Genomic DNA, 21,076 nt, shown 5'->3' with positions numbered 1-21,076 from the left:
TTCTCATCAGTCCGATTTGACGAAGAGCCAAATAAAAAGAGGCTGAGAAAAAATATCTCAGCCTCTTTTGCTATATAATAACGTTTATAATCAGATTTTAAAAGTTAGCATTGTCCGATATTTCTTAAAATGCACCAATAACATTTCATTATTGTTCGGCTTTTGGCCAAGTACGTCAATTCCCAGCTACTTTTATCTCAACTTCCAACACAATGTTTATTTAAATTTAGTAGGCTCAGTTAGCGAACACCACCGCCACCACCGCCACCGAATGAACCACCGCCGCCACCAAAGCTGGTACCACCACCGCCACCAGAAGATGACGAGGCTGTTGCAGCGCTATGTCCATCAGAATATGAACGATTTAACATTGAGCCATAGTAAGCATAGTAGAAGAATGGTGCATCCGAGTATGTTGATATTTCTGCATATTCAGGATAGATCTTGCGAAACTCTTCTTCTACTTCATCTGCAATACCAAATGCACCGGCATAAATCATCAATTCATCCCAAAGTGCTACCTCGTTAGTTTGGCGTTCATTTAGTAAAGAGAAATCTAATAAATAGTTTTTAAATTTTACAACATTGTCTCGTAATTCAAAACCTTTTTCAGTATAAGCTACTTTCGCTACTTCATGGGCAATATCTAAATCAGTCTTTTCACGACGGGGCTTAGCTGTTAAGCCCGTAAGCGTATAGCCGTTGTCTTCTAGATAATCTGAAGAGTAGGTATCCAGGGCTGACTGATAAGCTTCAATTTTTTTATAGTTTTTTTCGATATATTTAGAAAAGGCTTTTTGTTCTACACGTCCGTCCTTTTGCGCGACCTTTTGCATTAATTTAAATAATCGTGCAACAGGACCAGTTGGTGCTTGCTCAGACTGAATATATATAACAGCTTGATCTTTAGACCGTAAGAAACCAGTAATTTCTTCTTCACGGACGGTAATATAGCCATTTTTAACCAGATATAAAATACCAGCAGTCATATAATTTTGGCGTAATTCATTCTCATTATCAATTAACTGTTCTAAAACTTTATATAGTTGGAATATATCTTTACTAGGCGTCTGACGGTAATATTCACCTTGTGTACGTCTTTCCATAGTGGCCATCGTTGGATAATATTTTCGATATTTTCGTTGATTAGCCGCGTATTGACCAATACTCCAGACACCAGCACCAAGTCCCCATGCTGCTGCTAAAGCAGATATACCTAGGATTACTTTTGTATCTGTGCCCATAGAAGTATCCGCTTCATTCACTCCATCCATCTCTTGGATTTCTTCGTAAGTGGCATTAGGATCATAGTCCTCATAGTTATATGAAGAACCCTCAAAAGCCTGCTCTACAAATGAATCAAACGTTCTGTCTTCAATAATAAAGTCAGTTGGGTACATACCATCTGGAATACGTAATAGGATAGTAACGTAGTTATTAGCACCTAAAGACTCAGTAGAGGCTGTATGTACGACACCGTTACTTGTGATATCAATATTACCTTTGTACCCAAATCCCCAGATACGATTATCATCATAATTGAATGAAGCTATCTCTGAAGAAATTTCTACAGACACAGCATCTGGTGATGGGGATAGGTCTGAGTTAATGAACTGCCAGTAAACCATTTGATCCGTTGAAGTTTGCGTAACAAAATTTGAAATTTCATAAGATAACTCATAAGTATGATTCCCATATTCAGTAATACCCCAATTCAATTCATTGGTGTTTTGCCCATAGGTTCCTGCTTTTTGTTCGAAACTATCATCAATATCCCAAGATGATTGTTCTTCTAAAGGCTGACCATCCATTGAAACAGTAAAATTAGAAATATCCTGAATATCCTCAAGATTTAAACCTTTATAAATCTCTGTCCCTTCATCAGTATTCATATCCCAAGTTTCATGAATTAATGCTGAACCATCCGATTGTAAAGTCACCTCTACATCAATTGCATTAATTTCATTTGCTAATACTGATTGGGGCATTACCCAAAATAAAAACAACGCACCAAAGGCTAAGATAAATCCAATAGCTTTTTGATGTGTTTTTACCATTGTGGCATCTCCGCTTTTTCTGCTGAATTTTCAAAATATTCTTCTGCTGTAAATCCTGTAAATCCAGCAATAACAGAATTCGGGAAGGTTTTAATTAAACGATTGTATTTAGTAACTGTATCATTAAAGACCATACGTGATTGACGTACATTATTTTCATATGTATTGACTGAATTCATCGTTGATTGATAAACTTCTGATGCTTTTAGGTTAGGATATTGTTCCACAACAACATCAATTGAACGTAACGCACGATTGAAGGCTGCATCATCTTTTTCTACATCACTAACTGTTGAGTTTCGAGATACACTAGCACGTGCTGCTACAATTTCAGTTAATGTATCGTGTTCATGTGTTTGATATTGTTTTGTTGCTGAAATTAAATTCGTTAAGGCATCCCATCGAGATTCTACTTGTGCTGCAATTTGCGCCATGGCATTTGAAACCATTTCTTTAGAACGTACGAAGTTATTATAGGCACCAATCCCCCATATAACTAATAAAACAATTATCGCAATGACAACAATCCACACCATAATATCCAACTCCTTTTCTTTTGATGTTTTAATTATACTTTAAATGTCATTATCGATAAAGCAATATCATTCATTATTGTACAAAAAAGAGATTAAAAGTACTATAACAGCATTTACATCTCCTTTATACTTCAATTTATTTTTCGACCTCAAAGGTATTGGTTAAACGTCCAAGATGTTCGATCTCAACAGTAATTTCATCACCAGTCTTTAGCCAATTTTGCGCATTTTTTGGATATCCTAGTACAACACCAGATGGGGTGCCTGTTAGGATAATATCTCCGGCTTGTAACGTCATGTATTCAGAAATATACGAAACAATTTCAGCCACATTAAAAATCATTTGTTGGGTATTAGCCGATTGTACAAGTTCCCCATTACGAAACGTTTTAATATTAAGACGGTTAACGTCTACCTGATCTTTAGTAGTTAAATAGGGTCCAATGGGCGCTGAAAAATCATTGCTTTTACCTAGTAACCATTGACCGGATTTGAATTGTAAGTCACGAACAGATACATCATTAGCAACAGCGTAGCCAAAGACAGCATCTAATGCGGAATCTTTAGGCACATTCTTGGCTTTTTTCCCGATAATCACTGCTAATTCGCCTTCATAGTCAAATTGCACTCCTCGTGAATTTAAAGGAATCACTTGCTGATGACTAGCTAAAGCATTGTTAAATTTTGAAAATAGTACTGGCTCATCCGGGGTATCTGAAATACTCGATTCACTGACATGATCATGGTAGTTTAAACCTACACAAATAATCTTCTCTGGATTATTAACCACTGGTGCATAGGAAATAGTAGATTCATCCACGAAAGAAACCTCGTGTGCATGGTGTGTATAATAATCAAGGATTTGTTGAATATGGTCCTCATGTGACCCTTGAATAATTGCCTTCATTTGATTTGGGACAGGGATTCCTAGAGTCTCACTAGCTTCCGAAAGATCTATAATGCCAAATTCACTCTCAATACCCACATGAATATTATCTGAATTTGCTTTATAATATTGAAGAAATTTCATAGTTATCCTCCTATTATCTATCTACTTTGATTATACTTACCACTCTTAAAATACCACTTTTTACGGTAAAATGTATATCATATGCATCAAATCGCATGCCGTATACTTTATCAGTATCCACTTGAGTTCTCGGTCTTGGATCTTCGACTAAAACAGCAAGCAATTGTTCAACCAGATCAGTTGGTATCACAGACGAAACCTCATCTGCTATTTCTACCTTTAGCGGTTGCCAGGCCACCTCATCCATAAAACCAGATCTAGCGCCTTCATGAATATCTGTCTTAATATATGGTTTGATATCCAATATAGGCGTATTGTGGCGTAAATCGATACCTGATACCTCTAATGAGACCTTACCACTTTCATCTACATGGACTTTTTCTAGTTTCACAGAAGACAGCCCGATTGGATTAGGTCGATACGGTGACCTTGATGCAAAAACCCCCACTCTCTGGTTTCCACCCAACCGTGGTGGCCTAACTGTTGCCTTATGGGTACGTCCTTTTTGTTCAGAAAAATGCCAAACTAGCCATAAATAATCAAATGCTTCAATACCTTTAAAATAAGCTTCTTGGTTGAAAGGTGGATAAAAGTAAATTGTTCCCTTTACTTCAGGCACTACCATACTTTGTCTGGGAATACCAAATTTTTCAATAAAGGCATTTTCAATCCAACCGATTGGTTCAATTTTCATATAATTCCTCCCGTACACTAACCCACTAATTATTATACGATTATTTACTATTTTGCTTACATAAACTTGTTTAAATTTCTCCTAGAAACTATACTAAGTTAAAATGTAAACAAAACTAAAGGAGAAATTTATGGCCAACATAGATACAGTTAAAAAACGCTATACTCACACTCACTATTCTGAAATGCCCTATATCAATCCAAATCGCGATTTTGATACCTTTATAGATAAGTTAGCTGTCCAAAAGGAAAATCTTGTCCCAAAAAGAAATATGCAACGTACTGATGAAGGGTTGCTTCCTGGACATATTATTCTATTATGGCGACTTGACCTAGGTACCTTCTCAACTGAATCGGCTATCCCACGCTACTTTGAGTATAGCTATGGTATTAATGCACTAGCTGAATTAGATGTCCTTATTGAAGCTGGCCTAGCTTACCAAATGTCAGCCAAAGAAACACTATACTTGGTCAATGCGGGCACATTGAAGAGAATCCTAAAGAATGCCGGACTTTCCGGTTACTCATCAATGAAGAAAGATGCTTTAATTAAATTTGTCCAAAATGAAATTAGTGAAGATGATTTAGCACCACAAATGCCTATGATTGCTTATCAAACTACTGAACGTGGTCACAAACTAGTTGAAAAACACCATGATATTATTCAACGGCACGGCCCCAAAGGCTAATCCTATAGTAGATTAGACTGTGACAAACCACTCACAGCTTCTTTACTTGCAATAAATTATCCAAATATATATCTGTCTATAGGATAAAGCAATAAACACCTACTAGCATAGTGACTAATACTAGGACATTTCCAGTAGTTGTTTAAATATTTTTTCTGAAATAATTTTAATTTTTTCACCACGGTTAGCGTATTCTTCAGCTTTTTTAAATTTACTTGTCTTTTTTTGTTGATTTAAGTCAGATTGTGCAACGATTAAGTAATCTGTTTTTAAGGTAACCGATTTTCCTAATATTGCGCCTTTATTTAAAGCGCTTTGCATGGCTTCTTCACGCGACATATTCTCTAGGTCACCGAAAAAAATGATCGTTTTATTAAATAAGGGATGCATAGGATTAAAGTTAGATGTTTCTGCTTTTAAATCTTCAACTTTAATCTTCTTTGGATAAGATCGGCGATAAAAAGCATTTTTGAAATCTTGCTCACTTTGGTAAACTTTCTTAGCTTGATGAAAAAGCTGATTATAAACTGCCACTGTAATAAAGCAATCGTTCAAACCACGGTGAGCCCCTTGATAAGAGATACCATAAAATTTTGCCATTGTCCCCAACTTATGATTAGGTGTACCCGTCACTAATTTTCTTGCAATGGTCAACACGTCAAGATAGTCATTCCTTATAGGGGCATTATACAAACTAACTGCCGTATCATAAATAAAACTTAGGTCAAATTTTACGTTATAGCCTAAAATAATATCTTCCTCTAGAAAACCTAAAAATTCTGGCAATGCTTGAATAATTTTGGGCGCTGTCATGACCATATCATTCGTTATACCGGTTAAATTGGTAATAAAAGCTGAAATTGGCTGGTTTGGTTGAACAAGTGTTGAAAATGTCTGCGTTATTTGGTGGTCACGAATACGAATTGCTGATAATTCTATGATTTCATCATTATTCGGTTTTAATCCAGTTGTTTCAATATCAATCATCACGTAATCTTTTGGAAAACCAATGATTGATTTTCCCATATACGGTCTTTTTTGACTTGAATTTCTATTGTAGGTCATAGTGCCACTTCCTTATTAAACACTGCTATTCTTTTGATTACATTATATTATACGTTTATTTTATCCATTCGTTAATTGATAGAAAGGAAAATTTTCATGAAAATTTTTATTGACGGAGATGGTAGTCCTACCAAACAAGAAGCCATTCAAATAGCCAAACAATATCAATTACCTGTTATTTTGGTCACATCAATCGATCATTACTCCACAAAACCTACTGCAGGTCATGTTGAAACAATTTATGTTGATCGTGGTAAAGATGCTGCTGATTTTAAGATCATCTCCCTCATATCTTCTGGCGATATCTTAATCACACAAGATTATGGATTAGCATCTCTAGCGTTAACAAAAGCCATAGTTATTCACCATTCAGGAATGGTTTATAGCAAGATGAATATCGACCGATTACTCCAGCAACGCTACGAGAGTCAGCAACTGCGGAAAGCTAAAGTACGGACTAAGGGTCCTAAACCCTTTACTGATGAGGATAGAGTACATTTTAAACAAGTTTTAGAAAATATTATCCAAGAACAGATTTAATGTCTTATTCATACCAATCCTGTGCGATGACTTCAATGGGATAATGCTCTTCACAAAAATCTACAGCTTTATTTAACATCTTCTCCGCAAAACTGTAAGAATTAGAAACAATGCCTATCCCAAGTTTTGCTTGATTTATTAGATCATAATCACCTGTTTCAGCTACTGTTACACCATACTTAGCTGAGACTTTTTTCATCATGCTTTGTAAAATTCTCCGTTTATCCTTTAGTGAGTCGCTAGCAAACATAAATTTAATTTCCAAACCTAATAAAATCACGTCAATCACCTACCTTTTTAAATCATCTCATAAAATGATAGGGTGTCAACTGATTGAAATAAAATACTTTATACCTTATAGTGAAAGTATCTATCGATTGTATACTTTAAGTAAGAAAGGAAGATACGATGAAAATTGCTTTATTAGAACCATTGCGTGTGCCGGAATCACGAATTCACGAACTCGCACAACCGTTAATTGACGATGGGCATCAATTTACTTATTATCCTGAAAAAACGACAGACCCTAACGAACTATACGAGCGCTCTAAGGATGCAGATATTGTGATGATTGCTAACAATCCTTTTCCTGCTAAAGTAATTGAAAAACTAGAGAAAACAAAATTCATTAATGTGGCTTTTACTGGTTTTGACCATGTTGACAGTAAGGCATGCAAAGACAAAGGTATCGCCATTGCGAACGCATCAGGCTATGCAACAACTGCTGTTGCTGAATTAGCGCTAGGTTTAACCTTAGATTTATTCCGCGCAATTTCTACAGGAAATAACGATATCCGTAAGGTTGATTTCCAAGGTCCATTCCAAGGGCGTGAGATTAACGGAAAAACTGTTGGGATTGTAGGTACTGGCCACATTGGTTTAGAAACCGCAAAGTTATTTAAAGCTTTTGGTGCAAAAATTATCGGTTACAACCGTTCAGAGAAACAAGAAGCCAAAGACTTAGGTATTGAATTAGTCGATCTTGATGAATTATTAAGCCAATCAGATATTGTATCAGTCCACCTACCATTAAATGGTGAAACGAAACATTTATTAAACAAAGAAAAATTAAGCTTAATGAAAGAAAGTGCAGTAATCATAAATGTTGCCCGTGGCCCGATTATTGATAATGCAGCTTTAACAGACTTATTAAACAAAGGCAAAATAGCAGGTGCTGGTATTGATGTATTTGATGGTGAACCACCTTTACCTGCAGACTACCGATTGTTAACTGCTAAAAACGCTATTTTGACACCACATGTTGGGTTCTTATCAGACGAAGCAATGGCATTAAGAGCAGAAATTGCTTTTGAAAATACTAGAGCCTTTATCGAAGGTCATCCAAAAAATATTGTACAAGAAGCGTAAATGATTGCTAATCGATTTAGCAACATGCAAAAAATCCAGGAGAGACTGTAAAGTCTTCCTGGATTTTTCTTTATCCTAGCGTGTTGATTTTGAATTTACGTAACGTTTTTCAATGTAATTTGAAAGTTTTGTTAAAATCGTGATAATCACAATGTACATCAAACCAACAATTAACCACATACTACCTGATTGGTAAGTACGGGCGATAATGATACGACCTGTTTGTGTTAATTCTACAATACCAATTACAGATAGAATTGATGTATCTTTCAAGGTAATCACAAATTGATTAATAAATGATGGTACCATTACTTTCACAGCCTGTGGCAAAATGATATGACGCATTGTTTGACTATTCGTTAAACCTAGACTTCTAGCTGCTTCAGTTTGACCAGCATCAATAGCTTGAATGCCTCCACGAACAATTTCACCCATGTAAGCTGCAGCATTCAGTGATAATGTCAAGATCCCTGCTAAGTTACTTGAAACAGTTACGTTAAACATTTGTGGAATACCAAAGTAGATAAAGAATGACATCACGATTAGCGGTAAACCACGCATAATATCAATATAAACGGTCGCAATAGCTGAAAGTACCCCATTTCCACTGGTACGCATTAAACCTAGGAAAATACCTAAAATGGTTGCAATTACTAGTGATACAATCGCTAAGTATACTGTAGTCCCTAAACCAGATAACAAGGCAGGAAAATTATGACTTAATTGAGTGAAGAATCCATTAGCATTGCCAGCTGATCCGCCTTCTTCATCTCCTAGATAGTTGCTAATGATTTCATCATATTCACCAGACGCCTTAATAGCTGCTAATCCATCATTAAACATTTGTAGTAATTCTGGATTTTGACCTGCTAAAACAGCGAAACCGTATGAAACTGGCTCTAATTGGTCACCGATAATTTTTAGGTTTAATCCACCTGAATTAATAGCATAGGCCATCACAGGATAATCTTCTACTGCAGCCGCTGAGTTTCCGGTAACCACATCCTGGTACATATTAGAAGAATCATCAAAAGTTGTTACAGTAAAGCCATATTCATCTGCCATTGATTGTGCAATCGTTGCACCTTGTGTTCCGGTTTTAACAGCTACATTTTCTCCTTGTAAATCATCATATGATTCAATATCTGAGCCTTCTAGTACAGCGAATGTTGTGCCTGAATCAAAATATGGGTCTGAAAAATCAAAGGTTTGTTGCCGTTCCTCAGTAATTGACATCCCTGCGATAACCGCATCTGCTTGTTGAGACTCGACCGCTTGAACGGCAGCATCAAAACCAAGTGATTTTAATTCATAGTTAAAACCCTGGTTAGCAGCAATTGCATCTAGTAATTCTACATCGATACCAGTAAAATCACCATTTTCATCTACAAACTCAAATGGTGCAAAAGTTGTATCAGTTGCAATAATATAGGTATCTCCACTACCTGTCTCAGTTGCTTCAACTTTCTCAGTAGAGATAGCGCATAATAAGGTAAGTAAACTTACCATAAATACAGTGAATGATAGCTTTTTATGCTTCATCATAAACTCTTTCACTTCTTTCTTCATAAGTTTTTAATGCTTTCACACGATGGTTACAAGTATACATTGAAAATTTCAAAAAAGGAAAGAAAATATAACGTAAAATGTTAGGTTTTTTTACATACAAAATGAATGAAGGGTCATTTCATTACATTCTTTTTTTTCGCAAATTAAGCAATAATATGTAAAAATATATTTGAAGAGTATAAATAGAAAGACAGGTATAAATATGGCAAAAGTAAAAAAGACCAATGTCATCCGAAAACTAGACCAACAAAAAATTCCTTACACTGAGATGACCTTAGCTGAAGATTTTCAGCCCCAATCAAGTGAAGATATTGCCAACATTCTAGGCATAAATCCTGATCAACAATTTAAAACCCTAGTCACACATGGTAAGTCTAAAAATCATTATGTTTTTTTAGTACCAGTAAACCATGAATTGGACTTGAAATTAGCCGCTGCTGCTGTTAAAGAAAAAAATATTCACATGATTCCACAAAAAGACTTAGAGCCACTAACTGGTTACGTTCATGGTGGATGTTCTCCTATTGGCATGAAAAAGGCATTTCCAACTGTTATTGATGCTAGTGCCAAAAATTTTGATACGATCATTTTTTCAGCTGGCAAACGTGGCTTTTTAGTTGAAGTACCCGTAAACGAACTAGATAAAGTAATCGCATCATTAAATTTTGCTGATATTTTAGCGTAAAACTAGAAGGTTAGACTAAAGTCGTTTAGAATTGACGTACTGGACCAAAAGCCGAACAATAATGACATATTATTGGCGCATTTTGAGAAGTGTCGGAAAATGCTGACTTTTGAAACCCGATTATAAACGTTTTATATAGAAAAGAGAGACTGAGATATTTTAGTCCCAGCCTCTCGTTTTTTATTTTTTCACATCATTCTATCTAATATCCATATATACTGTATCTGATGGTATGACTCTCGCCCCAAAAGGAACAAGGGAAAGTAAAGCTAGTTTAAAATGTTGTTTGGCGAATGGTATACCGATTATTGTGAGGGTTAAAATTCCTGCTGTCACTAAGTGCATCAAGGCCAGCTCTAAGCCTCCAAAAATTATCCATAGAATATTTAATAAGAAACTACCAAAACCACTGGCTTCTCGAACGACATCTTTCCCAAATGGCATCAGTGATAATTTGGCCATTTTAAAACATTGTTTTCCTATTGGAATACCTACGATCGTTATACACCATAAACAGCCAACGATGAACCAAGAGAAAGCAGAAATAAGCCCCCCAAAGATCATCCAAATCATATTTCCTAAACAGCCCACTAGCATTCATCCTTTCATTTTCGTTTTCAGTAGTTTATGGTTATAATAATAGCATAAAAGAGTTTACTGGCCCTCAGACTAACGATGTAACTTGCAAGAACTAATAATTGTAAGCGCTATAGAGCCATCTAGTAAACAAATACCGTATGGAGGATTTTCATGACAGACATCAAATTAATTGCTATTGATATGGACCACACACTATTAAATGATAAAGGGCAAATCCCTGAAAACTTTACCGACCAAGTATTGGCACTAAAAGAACAAGGGATACAAGTCGCCATTGCATCTGGCCGTCCTTTATATACTTTAGTAGATATGTTCAGTCATATCGAAGACCATTTAATTTTTGTTTCCGATAATGGTGCAGCGATTACAAAGCAACAAGAGCAACTCTTCAATTCAATTATCCAGCAAGATGACTATCGCAAATTAATGGCCTTTACCCTAGAACAAGAAACAGCAGCGGGAATTCCTATTCTATGTGCCTTAGATGCAGCCTATATCCCAAAAGCACATGACCAATATGACGAAGTTTACCGTACTTTCTATACCAATATTTATTATTATGATGACTTTGCATCAGTAGATGCTGTAGTCAACAAATTTACAGTCTATACACCGAATAATGACGCAGTTGACCAATACTCAGCTATTTATGGTCCAGCACTTAATCAGCGGTTTTCTGCCACTGTTTCCGGTAAAGAATGGATTGATATCATGAATAAGCGTATCGATAAGGGTCAAGCCATGTATCAATTGAGCAATTTACTAAATATTTCTACCGATCAAATGATGGCCTTTGGTGACAATTACAATGATATTGAAATGTTGACAGCCGTTAAATATTCTTACGCTATGGAAAACGCTCATGACGATATTAAAGAACAAGCCAACTTTATTGCACCTTCAAATAATGACTTAGGTGTATCTAAGGTTATCCAAGATCTTTTAGATGGTAATTTATAAGCTAAATACCCCGAGGTTAATTGTATGATGATCATTTTCCTCGGGGATTTTTATTGTTTTTTTCTTATTCAACTAAGTGAAAAATGAATGCTTTTACGGTCAAAGCTAATTTTTTATAAAATTTTAGCACTTCTTTTGAATGTGGGGACTTCAAATAAAGAGCAATCTGAACCATTTTAGTCACAAAAAAGAACAATCTCCACTAAGCGAGTTATCCTCTCTATTCCAAGAGTTCCTAGCAAACTGGTGATTGCCCTTCTTCAAAAATTAATCAAACAAACCTAATTGTTCGCAGGCTTTGTAAATTCCATCGTTCCAAACTTCAGAAGTAATGATATCAGCCGTCTTCTTCACATTATCCGTCCCGTTACCCATGGCAACTGAAGTGCCGACTTTGGCTAACATTTCTAGATCATTATCCGCATCGCCAAATGCATAGGTTTGTGAGATATCTAGGTTCAACACATCTAGGACCTTATCGATTCCATTAGCTTTTGATACATCAAATGGATAAATATCTAAATGGCTTGGAGCGGTTTGCACCACTTTTAATTCAGTCAACCAGTCACTAACGATACGAATATTTTCCGTTGTCACAAGCATTTGTAAGACATGCTCTGGATATTCGGTATCAGGCACTATCTTAAATGGTTCACCATAATCTCTGGCATGCACAACGTTAGGTAATAAGTGTAAGCCCTTCTTGGTATCAAAAAATCCTGGAACATCACGAAAACGCATTTCATCAATAGTACGCTCAACTAATGCTTGGTCGATATAATTTTGATAGACAAGGTCATTTTCAATATGGACGGCTTGACCGTTTGAAGTGATAAATGAGTCAATATTTAACAAATCCCCTAAGTCCTGCATACGATTCTTCCATCGACCAGTTGCAATAATGGGCAGTACATTATTTGCTTTTAACTTTTCAATGGCTAAGTATGTTGAATCGGGCACTTGCTGTTCAATAGGTAAATGATACTTGCTCGAATCAAATAAGGTACCGTCGATATCAAAAAATGCCACTCGTTCAATCTTCATAGAAGAGCCTCCTGTATTATAAGTTAAATTTTACTTTAACATTCCTTAGCGCTTCAACGACTATAGCATGATCATCCTCTTGAGCAAGACCTGAAACAGTTACTGCTCCTTTTAACTCATGGTTCACAATAAGTAGAAAGCTCCCACCCGCAATACCGAAAGTTGGATCATCTAGCCAATTACTATAAGCGCTATGTTCCTGTCTATTATACCAAACATAGGGGATAGTATTCATTCACTACCTCGAAATGATCCCATTAAATATTAAAATATTTCTGCTTTCATTTGATCGATGATAGCTGCAACTTTGATGGTATCTGATACCGGCATCCGGTCACTCTCAAATTTGCCTGACTGTATATTTTCCTGGACATGGGTAATTTCACCATAAAAGTCATCGACCACATTGGCTTTTTCAATACTAGTTACATGATCTCCTATTCGTAAATCAAATTTGGTTGGGCGGTGGAAATCATAAATCACAATTTCCCCTTTCGTTCCTGTAATGACCGCTTTTGCTTCAGTTAATCGGTCAAATCCGGATTCAACAGTGGCTTCCTTCCCATCTACATCAAATACGGCATTCACATATATTTCTACTTGATCCTTATGGAGGAGATAATCCATTTCCTTCAAAACAAATTGACCTGGTAAAAAGTCTTCTAGTAAAGCAACATTATAAACACCCATATCTAATAGACAACCACCTTGTCCTGGTTGGAAGTGGTAAGATGCATTTACTGGGTCAAAAGCTCTACACAAAGAGGTTTTGATAGCTTTAATTTCACCAATCTCCCCAGCAGCAACTATGGTTTTAATTGTTTCGTACGCTGTTGTAAAACGACTTTTCATAGCTTCCATAAAGAAAACAGGTTTGTTAAGCAATGCTTTCTGAATATCTTCTGCTTCTAGTTGGTTCATTGTTGCGGGTTTCTCACAAAGAATAGCTTTATCAGCTTCGATAGCCTTTAAGATCCACTCAAAATGATATTTATGGGGTAGTGCAATATAAACAGCATCTACTTGATCATCATCTAGTAATTCTTGGTATGATCCATAAGCCTTTTCACATGGATGATTAATTTGAAAACTTTGTGCTTTCTCAATCGTTCTATTGGAAACTGCATACAGATTGCCATCTGCTACCTCTTTAAGACTATCTGCAAAACGGTTCGCAATATTTCCAGCACCGATAATACCCCAGTTAATCATCTAATGCTCCTTTCGAAATGCGTGTAAACTTCTTAGCAATTTGTTCGTTATATTCATGGTAGTTCGTCATATAAATCATGGCATACAAAACATTAAAAATATATTCAATCGCAATTTGCGAAGAGAATGTACCAATTTTTAAAGCATCTGACCGTTCTAAGTCAATGGTAGTTAACCAGTGATCAGTCATTCCTGATAAAACTTTGGCATCTAGGGAAGATATCAGTATTGTTGGTATTTTCTCTGCCTTTAATATACGAATAAATGCTCGATACTTTGCAGAATCTCCCCGGTAGGAAGTAAAAATAGCACAATCATTTACTGAAATATTGGAGGCCACCCACGCTTCATCAGCGTATTCTTCTGCTATTACAATAAATATTCCTAATTTAACCAGCTTATTTTGAAAAGAACGGGCAGAAATTTGCGTGTCTCCTTTAGCAAATATAAATATTCGCTGAGCTACCATCAAGGTGTCTACAGTGGCTTCAAAAGCTTTATGGTCAATATTGCTTTGCATGGCTTCAATTGTTTGTTTAGTTAAACTAGCCATTTTATCCGCAATATCTTGGGTAGTATCTTCAACTTCAAAAGGAAAGTTCGCATCAATCGGCTCATTCTTAAACCGATCTTGTTGAGCATATGCAATAAGGGCATTCCTAAAATCTCGGAATCCCTCATAGCCAATTTTTTGGGTGAAACGTACAATTGCTGAATGTGAAGTATACGTTTTTGTTGCTAAGTCAGTTAAATTAAACTGGCTACTGACTGAAGGATTGTTTAAAATATATGCGGCAATTCGTTTTTCGTTTGGTGTAAATTGTTGGTCATTTTTGAGTGCTTGAACTAAATTCATTATGTCACCTTTTCTGAAAGGGGTTTCTACATTTTATATTGTACGCTATCTCCTAGCAAATTGGTATAACAGAAAATATTTTGGTCAGAATGTTCAATTGAATCGGTTAAACGAACCACTTATTGGCAATTACTACCAGAATGAACAAAACGCTATCATTTTTCGATGATTATCGTTATATTTAAGTCAAATCAATTTATGGAGGACATGCTTATGCTGAATATCGCTTATATTGGAAATGGAAAATCAACCAACCGTTATCACTTACCCTTCTCTAGTCGGTTACCAGAAATTGTAAATATCCAAACAATTTATTCCCGATCTGGAAAAAGTGCTTGGCCAAGTCTCGCTGGCGTTAATTACACCAATAACTTGGACGAAATCTATAACGATGAAACAATTAATCTGGTTGTCATCACTACCCCTAGCGCTAGCCACTATGATTTAGCAAAACAAACCCTTGAAGCAGGAAAAAATGTCTTAGTAGAGAAACCCTTTGCTGAAACACGTGCCCAAGCTCAAGAACTTTTTGATCTTGCCAAAGAAAAAGATTTATTCATCCAATGTTATCAAAATCGTCGCTATGATTCAGATTTCTTAACTACCCAAAAAGTGATTGAATCAGGTGTTTTAGGTGACTTAATCGATATAGAAATCCATTACGACCGCTACAATCCAGAATTTTCTGAAAACGCTACTTACAATTTAATTGATTCCTATACTTACGGCCTTGGTTCGCATTCTCTTGACCAAGCAATATCCTACTTTGGCATGCCTGACGATGTGCATTTTGATACGCGTCAAATTCTTGGTGAAGGTAAATTGAATGATTATTTCGACTTTGATTTAAATTATGGAAATTTAAAGGTGGCAGTTGCTGGTTCATTAATGCGGTTAGCGCCTAGACCCTCTTTTGCAATTTATGGTAAAAAAGGTGTCTTTATTAAACAAACTAAAGACCGTCAAGAAGAACATTTAAAGTTAAACTATACACCTGATGAACCAGGATTTGGGGAAGATTTACCTGAACATTACGGTACTTTAACCTATCTTGATGACAATGGCGTTTATCATAGAGAAGCAGTCGTGTCTGAAGTTGGCGACTACCGTCAAGTATATCGTGATATATACGAAACAATTATCAATGGAAAAGAAAAAGTGGTTAAGGATGAAGAAACGCTATTAGTCATGCAAATTATGGAAGATGGACAATTAGATTTACATTAGTTTTTGACTACTAGAAAGGATAAAATGATGAAGTTAGGCATATTAGGTGCTGGAAAGATTGTTGTCGATTTCCTATCAATGGTACACGACATCCCAACAATAGAATTAAATGCACTTTTATCATCTGAAAGATCTTTAGAGAAAAACCAAGCGATGGCAGATGATCATGGAATTAAATATGTTTATACAGATATTGAGGCATTACTGGCTAGCGATATAGATACAGTGTACGTTGCTTTGCCAAATCATTTACACTATATATTTGCCAAAAAAAGCGCTTGAAGCAGATAAACATGTTATTTGTGAAAAACCCTTCACCTTGAACTTGGCTGAACTTGAAGAATTAGAAGCGATTGCTCTAGAAAAGAATTTAGTATTAGTAGAAGCGATCACTAACCAACATCTTCATAACTTTGCGGCCTTAAAAGCTGATCTAGAAAAACTTGGTGATATCAAAATCGTTGAAGCAAACTATTCACAATATTCAAGTCGCTATGATGCCTTTATGGAAGGTGATGTGTTACCTGCCTTTGATCCTAAAAAAGCTGGTGGTGCATTAATGGATATTAATATTTATAACATTCATTTATTAGTTGGGTTATTTGGTGCACCAAAATCTGTCATGTATTTCGCTAATATTGATCGTGGGATAGATACATCAGGTATGTTAGTCATGGATTTTGACCAATTTAAAGCAGTTTGTATTGGGTCAAAAGATACAGATGCGCCTATAAAATCTACTATCCAAGGCCGAAACGGTGCGCTGATTATTAACGGGCCAACAAATATATTAGCCAGTTATGACTTAGCTATACGTGGTAAAGATTATACAACGACCGACAAACGAATTCATCATCACCGTATGTATGAAGAATTTGTCGCGTTTGAAGATATAATTCGCCAGCGTGATATGAACCGTGTAAAGGAAAATTTAGCGCATTCAAAAGCCGTTATGGGGGTTATTGATCAAGCATTAGCTTCGGCTAATCTACGTCTAGGATAGAATATCATTAAACTGGCATATGATAAAAGCTTATGGACAGAGATATATTGTCCATAAGCTTTTATATTTGAGGGTTATTTTGATTTGTTTACTAATTCAACCGCTAAAGCAACATCATCTGTAATCACATTCGTTACACCAGTATGAATCATTTTTTGAATATCCTCTGCCTTATTTACGGTATAAGTATTAATACCAATATTATTATCCATTAAATTTCCGATATCTTCTGGTTCCAAGGACATAAAGAATGGATGATAATAATCATGTCCGTGATGAGCTGTATAATCACCGGGTTTAAGGGTACCATTCATCGTTAGTAAGCCAGTTTTTAAGTCTGTATTTATACTTTTAGCCATATTCATAGTGTGATGTTGGAATGAAGACAAAACCACCCGATCAGTAAGTTTATAATCTTGAATTAGATCGTTGACTTTTTCTACTAGACCATCATAGCGCAGTATGTTGGTCTTTAACTCGATATTCACCATAATATCTAGCGGTTTAAACCACTGAAAAAATTCTTCTAATGTAGGTATTTGGATGTGCTCATTTTTTGCAAATTGATGTTCAAAGGCGCCATAAAAGGAAAATGCTTTTAATTCTGTCAAAGTTAAGTCTTTGATAAAACCTTTACCATTAGATGTCCTATCTATCGTTTCATCATGACAAATCACCACTTGTCCATCTTTTGTTAATTGCACATCTAGTTCAATACCAGCGATGTCAAAGGCGTTTGCTTCTTGAAACGCTAGCATAGTATTTTCAGGGAATAGTTTAGAATATCCTCGGTGGGCAATGACACCAGTCATATAGTTCACTCCTTATGCTTCGTGGTAACGACGGTTTAAAATTGAATGGCCAGATGTTTTATCAAATAAATAAGCTTTGCTCAAATCAAATTGTAGATATACATTCGCATGCGTCGGTACCCTTCTAGCTGGACTTAGACGTGCCGTCATTTCTCGCTCAGAAGAATGAAAGTCAAAGTTTACAAATGTATCTGCACCAACTTGCTCAACATTTTTCGTTTGTACTAAAATTGTTTGGTTATCTAAACGATCATTCTTATATTCGAAGTGCTCTGGTCTTAAACCAATCTGAATTTCTTGACCGGTTGCTTCTACTAAAATATTATCTTGCATCTCTTGTGTTAGAGGGAATATGTCTTCACCAGTCTCTATTGCATTACCATTTACTGTTTTCACTAATCGACCGTTAATAAGATTCATTTGTGGGCTACCTATGAATTCTGCGACAAAACGATTAATAGGATTGTTATATAAATTTTCCGGTGTGTCGAATTGTTCAACATTTCCCTCGTTTAAAACAGCTATACGAGTACCCATAGTCATGGCCTCCGTTTGGTCGTGGGTTACATAAATAAAAGTTGTTTGTAATTGACGATGTAATTCAACAATTTCGGAACGCATTGAAACGCGTAACTTTGCATCTAGATTGGATAAAGGTTCATCTAATAGAAATACTTTGGGATTGCGAACCATTGCTCGACCTAAAGCAACGCGTTGCCGTTGGCCACCAGAAAGCGCACCAGGTTTTTTATCTAAATATTCAGTTAATTGAAGTGGTTTTGCTACTGCTTCCACTTTTGCATATCGTTCTCTCTTAGGAACTCCTGCCATCTTCATTGCAAAAGCGATATTATCTCGAACATTCATATGTGGATATAAAGCGTATGACTGAAAGACCATTGCAATATCACGATCCTTAGCCGGCACATTATTCATTACATCATCACCAATACGCAATTCCCCTTCAGAAATCGTCTCTAAACCGGCAATCATACGTAAAGTTGTTGATTTACCACATCCTGATGGTCCTACAAAAACGATGAATTCTTTATCTTCAATATCTAAATCAATATTATGGATGGCTTTAAAACCATCTTCATATATTTTACCCACCTTATTTAATTGAACTTTTGCCATTTTATCCTCCTACTATCCTTTCACTGCACCCGCAGTTAGTCCTTTAACCATATTCTTCGAACCGATGATAAAAATAACTAAACTTGGCATCATTGAGATGATGACGCCCGCAATCATTAGTACTAAGGATTGTGAGTCAACGCTATTTAACATAGAAATCCCAATCTGGACAGTTCTAGCATTATCATTATTCGTCACCAATAATGGCCACATATACATATTCCAACCTGCCAAGAAAGATTGCACAGCCATTGAACCTAGCGTCGGCCTTAATAATGGGAACATTATTTCAAATACAAAACGTAAGTCCCTACAGCCATCCATTTTTGCAGCTTCATATATTTCATAAGGAAAGTGCTGTAATGCCTGTGTACATAAGAAGATATTGAAGGCAGATGCCATAAAAGGAAGAATCAATACAATAATTGAGTCATTTAAACCCCAACCAGAAACCATTAAGAATTGAGAGATAATCACAGCTTCACCAGGTACCATCATGGTCGAAAGAATAAGTGCATATACTAGTTTACTTCCTTTAAACTGTATAAACCTAAAGGCAAATCCTGCTAATAATGAAGTTAAAATCTGTAATACAGTCACCGATGTAGCCACAATGATTGAGTTGATAATATAACGACCTAATGGTGCGATATCAAAAACTTCTACAAAATTCGTTAGTGTTGGGTTTTGTGGAAATAAAATCGAATTTGGATCATATAATTCTGCTGATGGCTTCAAAGCCATTAATAATGCGTAAATTAAAGGAAACATCATGAAAAGCCACATGAAGATATTTAAGGCAATAATACCCACTCGCTGAAATCCTTGTTGTAGCACATATTTTTGATCTTGCTTATGTTGATGAGTGACAAAAATTGGTTTAACTTGATGCATAGCCATTATTTATTACTCCTTCCCCGAATGATGAACATAATAATTGTTAATATCATAATTATCACGAATAGCACTACAGATTCTGCAGATGCGAATCCATAACGATAATTCATAAAGGCATTCTTATAGATATCGTAATCAATTACATTTGTAGTTTCTCCAGGTCCACCTTTAGTTAGAATATTGATTTGACCGAAACCTTGAAAAGCATTGATCACATTCGTCACAATGACAAAAAAGAAAGTTGGTCCTAACGAAGGAATCGTAATATTTAAAAACTTTTGAAGACTATTCGCTCCATCTATAGAAGCACTCTCATATAATGCATCATCGATACTGGCCAATCCTGAAGAAAAATATAAAAAGTTCATACCAGAATTCAACCAACCTGTTAAAATCCCTACAACCACTAATGACCAGGTAGGATGAGTTAATAAGTTTTGATTGATACCTAATATTTTATTGATAATGCCCACAGTAGGATTTAGCATCACTTGAAAAATCATAGCCATACCCGCTGATGCAATAGCCATAGGCATTGCGTAAGAAGTAGAGAAAAACCTAATCCCTGGAAATGATCTTTGACACAAAATTGCTGCTATTAAACCAACTGTCACGCCAAATAATACAACGATTAATACAAATTGAAATGATACCAACATAGAATGCCAAAATGATTTACTTGCAAATAATTCTGTATAGTTCCTGAACCCTAAGAAAAGCGACATTTGCCCAAACGAATCCGTTAGATATAATGAACGAAATATCGTTTGAATAAACGGCCAAAACATAAAGATGGATAAAACAAGTAAGGCTGGTAATAAATAGATATAAGGTTGGATGCTTCCCCATAAATTTTTCTTTGAATTAATGATGATCATTTCGTCAGTACGTTCCAAAATAATACTCCTTTCAAAATAAACAAGGCTGGGAAAAAGTATCCCAGCCTGACAGCATAACTAACAATAGTGATACTGTTGAATGCCTTCTGGCACATTGGTATCCGTATATCATTTAGAGCTGATAAGGTTTCAAAAATATCAGTACTCCAAAACACTACCAGTAAAATGCGCATTAGATGCACTTTTTATACCTTGTA

Annotated in this window: 22 protein-coding genes and 1 pseudogene; 7 read left to right on the top strand and 16 right to left on the bottom strand. The window is 35.8% G+C overall.

The window, feature by feature from the left end; genetic code table 11:
• Positions 1-239 precede the first annotated feature (239 nt).
• The 4 genes from HMPREF3116_RS02365 to tsaA form a co-directional block, all read right to left on the bottom strand.
• Positions 240-2,057, bottom strand: a complete 1,818-nt coding sequence (locus tag HMPREF3116_RS02365; RefSeq protein WP_070467492.1) for a DUF2207 family protein — start codon at positions 2,055-2,057, stop codon at positions 240-242.
• The gene (locus HMPREF3116_RS02360) at positions 2,051-2,593 is read right to left on the bottom strand and encodes a LemA family protein (RefSeq protein WP_070467490.1); all 543 of its coding nucleotides are present in this window, start codon (positions 2,591-2,593) and stop codon (positions 2,051-2,053) included. The genes HMPREF3116_RS02365 and HMPREF3116_RS02360 overlap by 7 nt, the downstream gene beginning before the upstream one ends.
• A gap of 136 nt (positions 2,594-2,729) precedes the next feature.
• The gene (locus HMPREF3116_RS02355) at positions 2,730-3,623 is read right to left on the bottom strand and encodes a fumarylacetoacetate hydrolase family protein (protein ID WP_070467489.1); all 894 of its coding nucleotides are present in this window, start codon (positions 3,621-3,623) and stop codon (positions 2,730-2,732) included.
• Between the two features lie 13 nt (positions 3,624-3,636).
• The gene (gene tsaA / locus HMPREF3116_RS02350; protein ID WP_070467487.1) at positions 3,637-4,317 is read right to left on the bottom strand and encodes a tRNA (N6-threonylcarbamoyladenosine(37)-N6)-methyltransferase TrmO; all 681 of its coding nucleotides are present in this window, start codon (positions 4,315-4,317) and stop codon (positions 3,637-3,639) included.
• Positions 4,318-4,447: 130 nt separating this feature from the next.
• Between tsaA and HMPREF3116_RS02345 the strand changes: the two genes are divergently transcribed.
• A complete protein-coding gene (locus HMPREF3116_RS02345; RefSeq protein WP_070467485.1) occupies positions 4,448-5,005 on the top strand; it encodes a hypothetical protein in 558 nt (185 codons plus the stop codon).
• Positions 5,006-5,125: 120 nt separating this feature from the next.
• On the opposite strand, the gene HMPREF3116_RS02340 is transcribed toward HMPREF3116_RS02345, so the two are convergent.
• Positions 5,126-6,070 carry an exonuclease domain-containing protein gene (locus HMPREF3116_RS02340; protein ID WP_070467484.1) on the bottom strand — a complete coding sequence of 315 codons (945 nt, stop codon included), beginning with the start codon at positions 6,068-6,070 and terminating at the stop codon, positions 5,126-5,128.
• A gap of 96 nt (positions 6,071-6,166) precedes the next feature.
• Between HMPREF3116_RS02340 and HMPREF3116_RS02335 the strand changes: the two genes are divergently transcribed.
• Positions 6,167-6,610, top strand: a complete 444-nt coding sequence (locus HMPREF3116_RS02335; protein WP_070467482.1) for a YaiI/YqxD family protein — start codon at positions 6,167-6,169, stop codon at positions 6,608-6,610.
• A gap of 4 nt (positions 6,611-6,614) precedes the next feature.
• Here the strand turns inward: HMPREF3116_RS02335 and HMPREF3116_RS02330 are convergent, their stop codons facing one another.
• Positions 6,615-6,890: a DUF503 domain-containing protein gene (locus tag HMPREF3116_RS02330; protein ID WP_070467481.1), complete on the bottom strand. Its 276-nt coding sequence runs from the start codon at positions 6,888-6,890 to the stop codon at positions 6,615-6,617.
• A 128-nt stretch (positions 6,891-7,018) separates the two neighbouring features.
• Here HMPREF3116_RS02330 and HMPREF3116_RS02325 point away from each other — a divergent pair, with 128 nt between their 5' ends.
• Entirely contained in the window at positions 7,019-7,978 is a 960-nt protein-coding gene (locus tag HMPREF3116_RS02325; protein WP_070467479.1) for a 2-hydroxyacid dehydrogenase, read from the top strand.
• A gap of 75 nt (positions 7,979-8,053) precedes the next feature.
• Here HMPREF3116_RS02325 and HMPREF3116_RS02320 read toward each other — a convergent pair whose 3' ends face one another.
• On the bottom strand, positions 8,054-9,523 hold the full coding sequence (locus HMPREF3116_RS02320) for an amino acid ABC transporter substrate-binding protein/permease (protein ID WP_210382470.1): 1,470 nt from the start codon (positions 9,521-9,523) through the stop codon (positions 8,054-8,056).
• 226 nt (positions 9,524-9,749) lie between these two features.
• On the opposite strand from HMPREF3116_RS02320, the gene ybaK reads away from it, so the two are divergent.
• Positions 9,750-10,232, top strand: coding sequence for a Cys-tRNA(Pro) deacylase (gene ybaK, locus HMPREF3116_RS02315; RefSeq protein WP_070467475.1), 483 nt, complete (start codon positions 9,750-9,752; stop codon positions 10,230-10,232).
• A 198-nt stretch (positions 10,233-10,430) separates the two neighbouring features.
• Here the strand turns inward: ybaK and HMPREF3116_RS02310 are convergent, their stop codons facing one another.
• Positions 10,431-10,823 carry a YccF domain-containing protein gene (locus HMPREF3116_RS02310; protein WP_070467473.1) on the bottom strand — a complete coding sequence of 131 codons (393 nt, stop codon included), beginning with the start codon at positions 10,821-10,823 and terminating at the stop codon, positions 10,431-10,433.
• Between the two features lie 159 nt (positions 10,824-10,982).
• Between HMPREF3116_RS02310 and HMPREF3116_RS02305 the strand changes: the two genes are divergently transcribed.
• Complete coding sequence (locus HMPREF3116_RS02305; protein ID WP_070467471.1) at positions 10,983-11,792, top strand: Cof-type HAD-IIB family hydrolase; 810 nt, start codon at positions 10,983-10,985, stop codon at positions 11,790-11,792.
• Positions 11,793-12,059: 267 nt separating this feature from the next.
• Here HMPREF3116_RS02305 and HMPREF3116_RS02300 read toward each other — a convergent pair whose 3' ends face one another.
• Genes HMPREF3116_RS02300 through HMPREF3116_RS02285 form a run of 4 tightly spaced genes read right to left on the bottom strand, consistent with a single transcriptional unit; the run spans position 12,060 to position 14,904 of the window.
• Positions 12,060-12,836 carry a Cof-type HAD-IIB family hydrolase gene (locus HMPREF3116_RS02300; RefSeq protein WP_070467469.1) on the bottom strand — a complete coding sequence of 259 codons (777 nt, stop codon included), beginning with the start codon at positions 12,834-12,836 and terminating at the stop codon, positions 12,060-12,062.
• Between the two features lie 16 nt (positions 12,837-12,852).
• Complete coding sequence (locus HMPREF3116_RS02295) at positions 12,853-13,071, bottom strand: heme-binding protein (protein ID WP_070467467.1); 219 nt, start codon at positions 13,069-13,071, stop codon at positions 12,853-12,855.
• Positions 13,072-13,100: 29 nt separating this feature from the next.
• On the bottom strand, positions 13,101-14,048 hold the full coding sequence (locus HMPREF3116_RS02290) for a Gfo/Idh/MocA family protein (RefSeq protein ID WP_070467465.1): 948 nt from the start codon (positions 14,046-14,048) through the stop codon (positions 13,101-13,103).
• Entirely contained in the window at positions 14,041-14,904 is an 864-nt protein-coding gene (locus HMPREF3116_RS02285; protein WP_070467463.1) for a MurR/RpiR family transcriptional regulator, read from the bottom strand. Before HMPREF3116_RS02285 ends, HMPREF3116_RS02290 begins: the two co-directional genes overlap by 8 nt.
• A gap of 213 nt (positions 14,905-15,117) precedes the next feature.
• On the opposite strand from HMPREF3116_RS02285, the gene HMPREF3116_RS02280 reads away from it, so the two are divergent.
• Together HMPREF3116_RS02280 and HMPREF3116_RS02275 are read left to right on the top strand one after the other, a co-directional pair.
• Positions 15,118-16,131: a Gfo/Idh/MocA family oxidoreductase gene (locus tag HMPREF3116_RS02280; protein WP_070467462.1), complete on the top strand. Its 1,014-nt coding sequence runs from the start codon at positions 15,118-15,120 to the stop codon at positions 16,129-16,131.
• Positions 16,132-16,158: 27 nt separating this feature from the next.
• Positions 16,159-17,134: pseudogene (locus HMPREF3116_RS02275) on the top strand (Gfo/Idh/MocA family protein).
• 74 nt (positions 17,135-17,208) lie between these two features.
• Here the strand turns inward: HMPREF3116_RS02275 and HMPREF3116_RS02270 are convergent.
• Genes HMPREF3116_RS02270 through HMPREF3116_RS02255 form a run of 4 tightly spaced genes read right to left on the bottom strand, consistent with a single transcriptional unit; the run spans position 17,209 to position 20,876 of the window.
• On the bottom strand, positions 17,209-17,946 hold the full coding sequence (locus tag HMPREF3116_RS02270) for a glycerophosphodiester phosphodiesterase family protein (RefSeq protein ID WP_070467460.1): 738 nt from the start codon (positions 17,944-17,946) through the stop codon (positions 17,209-17,211).
• Between the two features lie 12 nt (positions 17,947-17,958).
• Complete coding sequence (locus HMPREF3116_RS02265; protein ID WP_070467458.1) at positions 17,959-19,083, bottom strand: ABC transporter ATP-binding protein; 1,125 nt, start codon at positions 19,081-19,083, stop codon at positions 17,959-17,961.
• A 12-nt stretch (positions 19,084-19,095) separates the two neighbouring features.
• The gene (locus HMPREF3116_RS02260; RefSeq protein ID WP_070467456.1) at positions 19,096-19,983 is read right to left on the bottom strand and encodes a carbohydrate ABC transporter permease; all 888 of its coding nucleotides are present in this window, start codon (positions 19,981-19,983) and stop codon (positions 19,096-19,098) included.
• On the bottom strand, positions 19,983-20,876 hold the full coding sequence (locus HMPREF3116_RS02255; protein WP_083272726.1) for a carbohydrate ABC transporter permease: 894 nt from the start codon (positions 20,874-20,876) through the stop codon (positions 19,983-19,985). The genes HMPREF3116_RS02260 and HMPREF3116_RS02255 overlap by 1 nt, the downstream gene beginning before the upstream one ends.
• Positions 20,877-21,076: the final 200 nt, after the last annotated feature.

Origin of the sequence: Aerococcus sp. HMSC10H05, from assembly GCF_001806975.1 — a bacterium.
GTDB classification, from domain to species: domain Bacteria; phylum Bacillota; class Bacilli; order Lactobacillales; family Aerococcaceae; genus Aerococcus; species Aerococcus viridans_B.
This window is presented reverse-complemented; position numbering and strand designations above follow the sequence as displayed.

Bases quoted from the DNA above. Each gene is read 5' to 3' on its own strand.
- HMPREF3116_RS02355 (WP_070467489.1), bottom strand. From the start codon at position 3,623: ATGAAATTTCTTCAATATTATAAAGCAAATTCAGATAATATTCATGTG.
- HMPREF3116_RS02345 (WP_070467485.1), top strand. From the start codon at position 4,448: ATGGCCAACATAGATACAGTTAAAAAACGCTATACTCACACTCACTAT.
- tsaA (WP_070467487.1), bottom strand. From the start codon at position 4,317: ATGAAAATTGAACCAATCGGTTGGATTGAAAATGCCTTTATTGAAAAA.
- HMPREF3116_RS02285 (WP_070467463.1), bottom strand. From the start codon at position 14,904: ATGAATTTAGTTCAAGCACTCAAAAATGACCAACAATTTACACCAAAC.
- HMPREF3116_RS02320 (WP_210382470.1), bottom strand. From the start codon at position 9,523: ATGATGAAGCATAAAAAGCTATCATTCACTGTATTTATGGTAAGTTTA.
- HMPREF3116_RS02305 (WP_070467471.1), top strand. From the start codon at position 10,983: ATGACAGACATCAAATTAATTGCTATTGATATGGACCACACACTATTA.
- ybaK (WP_070467475.1), top strand. From the start codon at position 9,750: ATGGCAAAAGTAAAAAAGACCAATGTCATCCGAAAACTAGACCAACAA.
- HMPREF3116_RS02265 (WP_070467458.1), bottom strand. From the start codon at position 19,083: ATGGCAAAAGTTCAATTAAATAAGGTGGGTAAAATATATGAAGATGGT.
- HMPREF3116_RS02270 (WP_070467460.1), bottom strand. From the start codon at position 17,946: ATGACTGGTGTCATTGCCCACCGAGGATATTCTAAACTATTCCCTGAA.
- HMPREF3116_RS02360 (WP_070467490.1), bottom strand. From the start codon at position 2,593: ATGGTGTGGATTGTTGTCATTGCGATAATTGTTTTATTAGTTATATGG.
- HMPREF3116_RS02290 (WP_070467465.1), bottom strand. From the start codon at position 14,048: ATGATTAACTGGGGTATTATCGGTGCTGGAAATATTGCGAACCGTTTT.
- HMPREF3116_RS02325 (WP_070467479.1), top strand. From the start codon at position 7,019: ATGAAAATTGCTTTATTAGAACCATTGCGTGTGCCGGAATCACGAATT.
- HMPREF3116_RS02295 (WP_070467467.1), bottom strand. From the start codon at position 13,071: ATGAATACTATCCCCTATGTTTGGTATAATAGACAGGAACATAGCGCT.
- HMPREF3116_RS02340 (WP_070467484.1), bottom strand. From the start codon at position 6,070: ATGACCTACAATAGAAATTCAAGTCAAAAAAGACCGTATATGGGAAAA.
- HMPREF3116_RS02365 (WP_070467492.1), bottom strand. From the start codon at position 2,057: ATGGTAAAAACACATCAAAAAGCTATTGGATTTATCTTAGCCTTTGGT.
- HMPREF3116_RS02335 (WP_070467482.1), top strand. From the start codon at position 6,167: ATGAAAATTTTTATTGACGGAGATGGTAGTCCTACCAAACAAGAAGCC.
- HMPREF3116_RS02280 (WP_070467462.1), top strand. From the start codon at position 15,118: ATGCTGAATATCGCTTATATTGGAAATGGAAAATCAACCAACCGTTAT.
- HMPREF3116_RS02300 (WP_070467469.1), bottom strand. From the start codon at position 12,836: ATGAAGATTGAACGAGTGGCATTTTTTGATATCGACGGTACCTTATTT.
- HMPREF3116_RS02260 (WP_070467456.1), bottom strand. From the start codon at position 19,983: ATGGCTATGCATCAAGTTAAACCAATTTTTGTCACTCATCAACATAAG.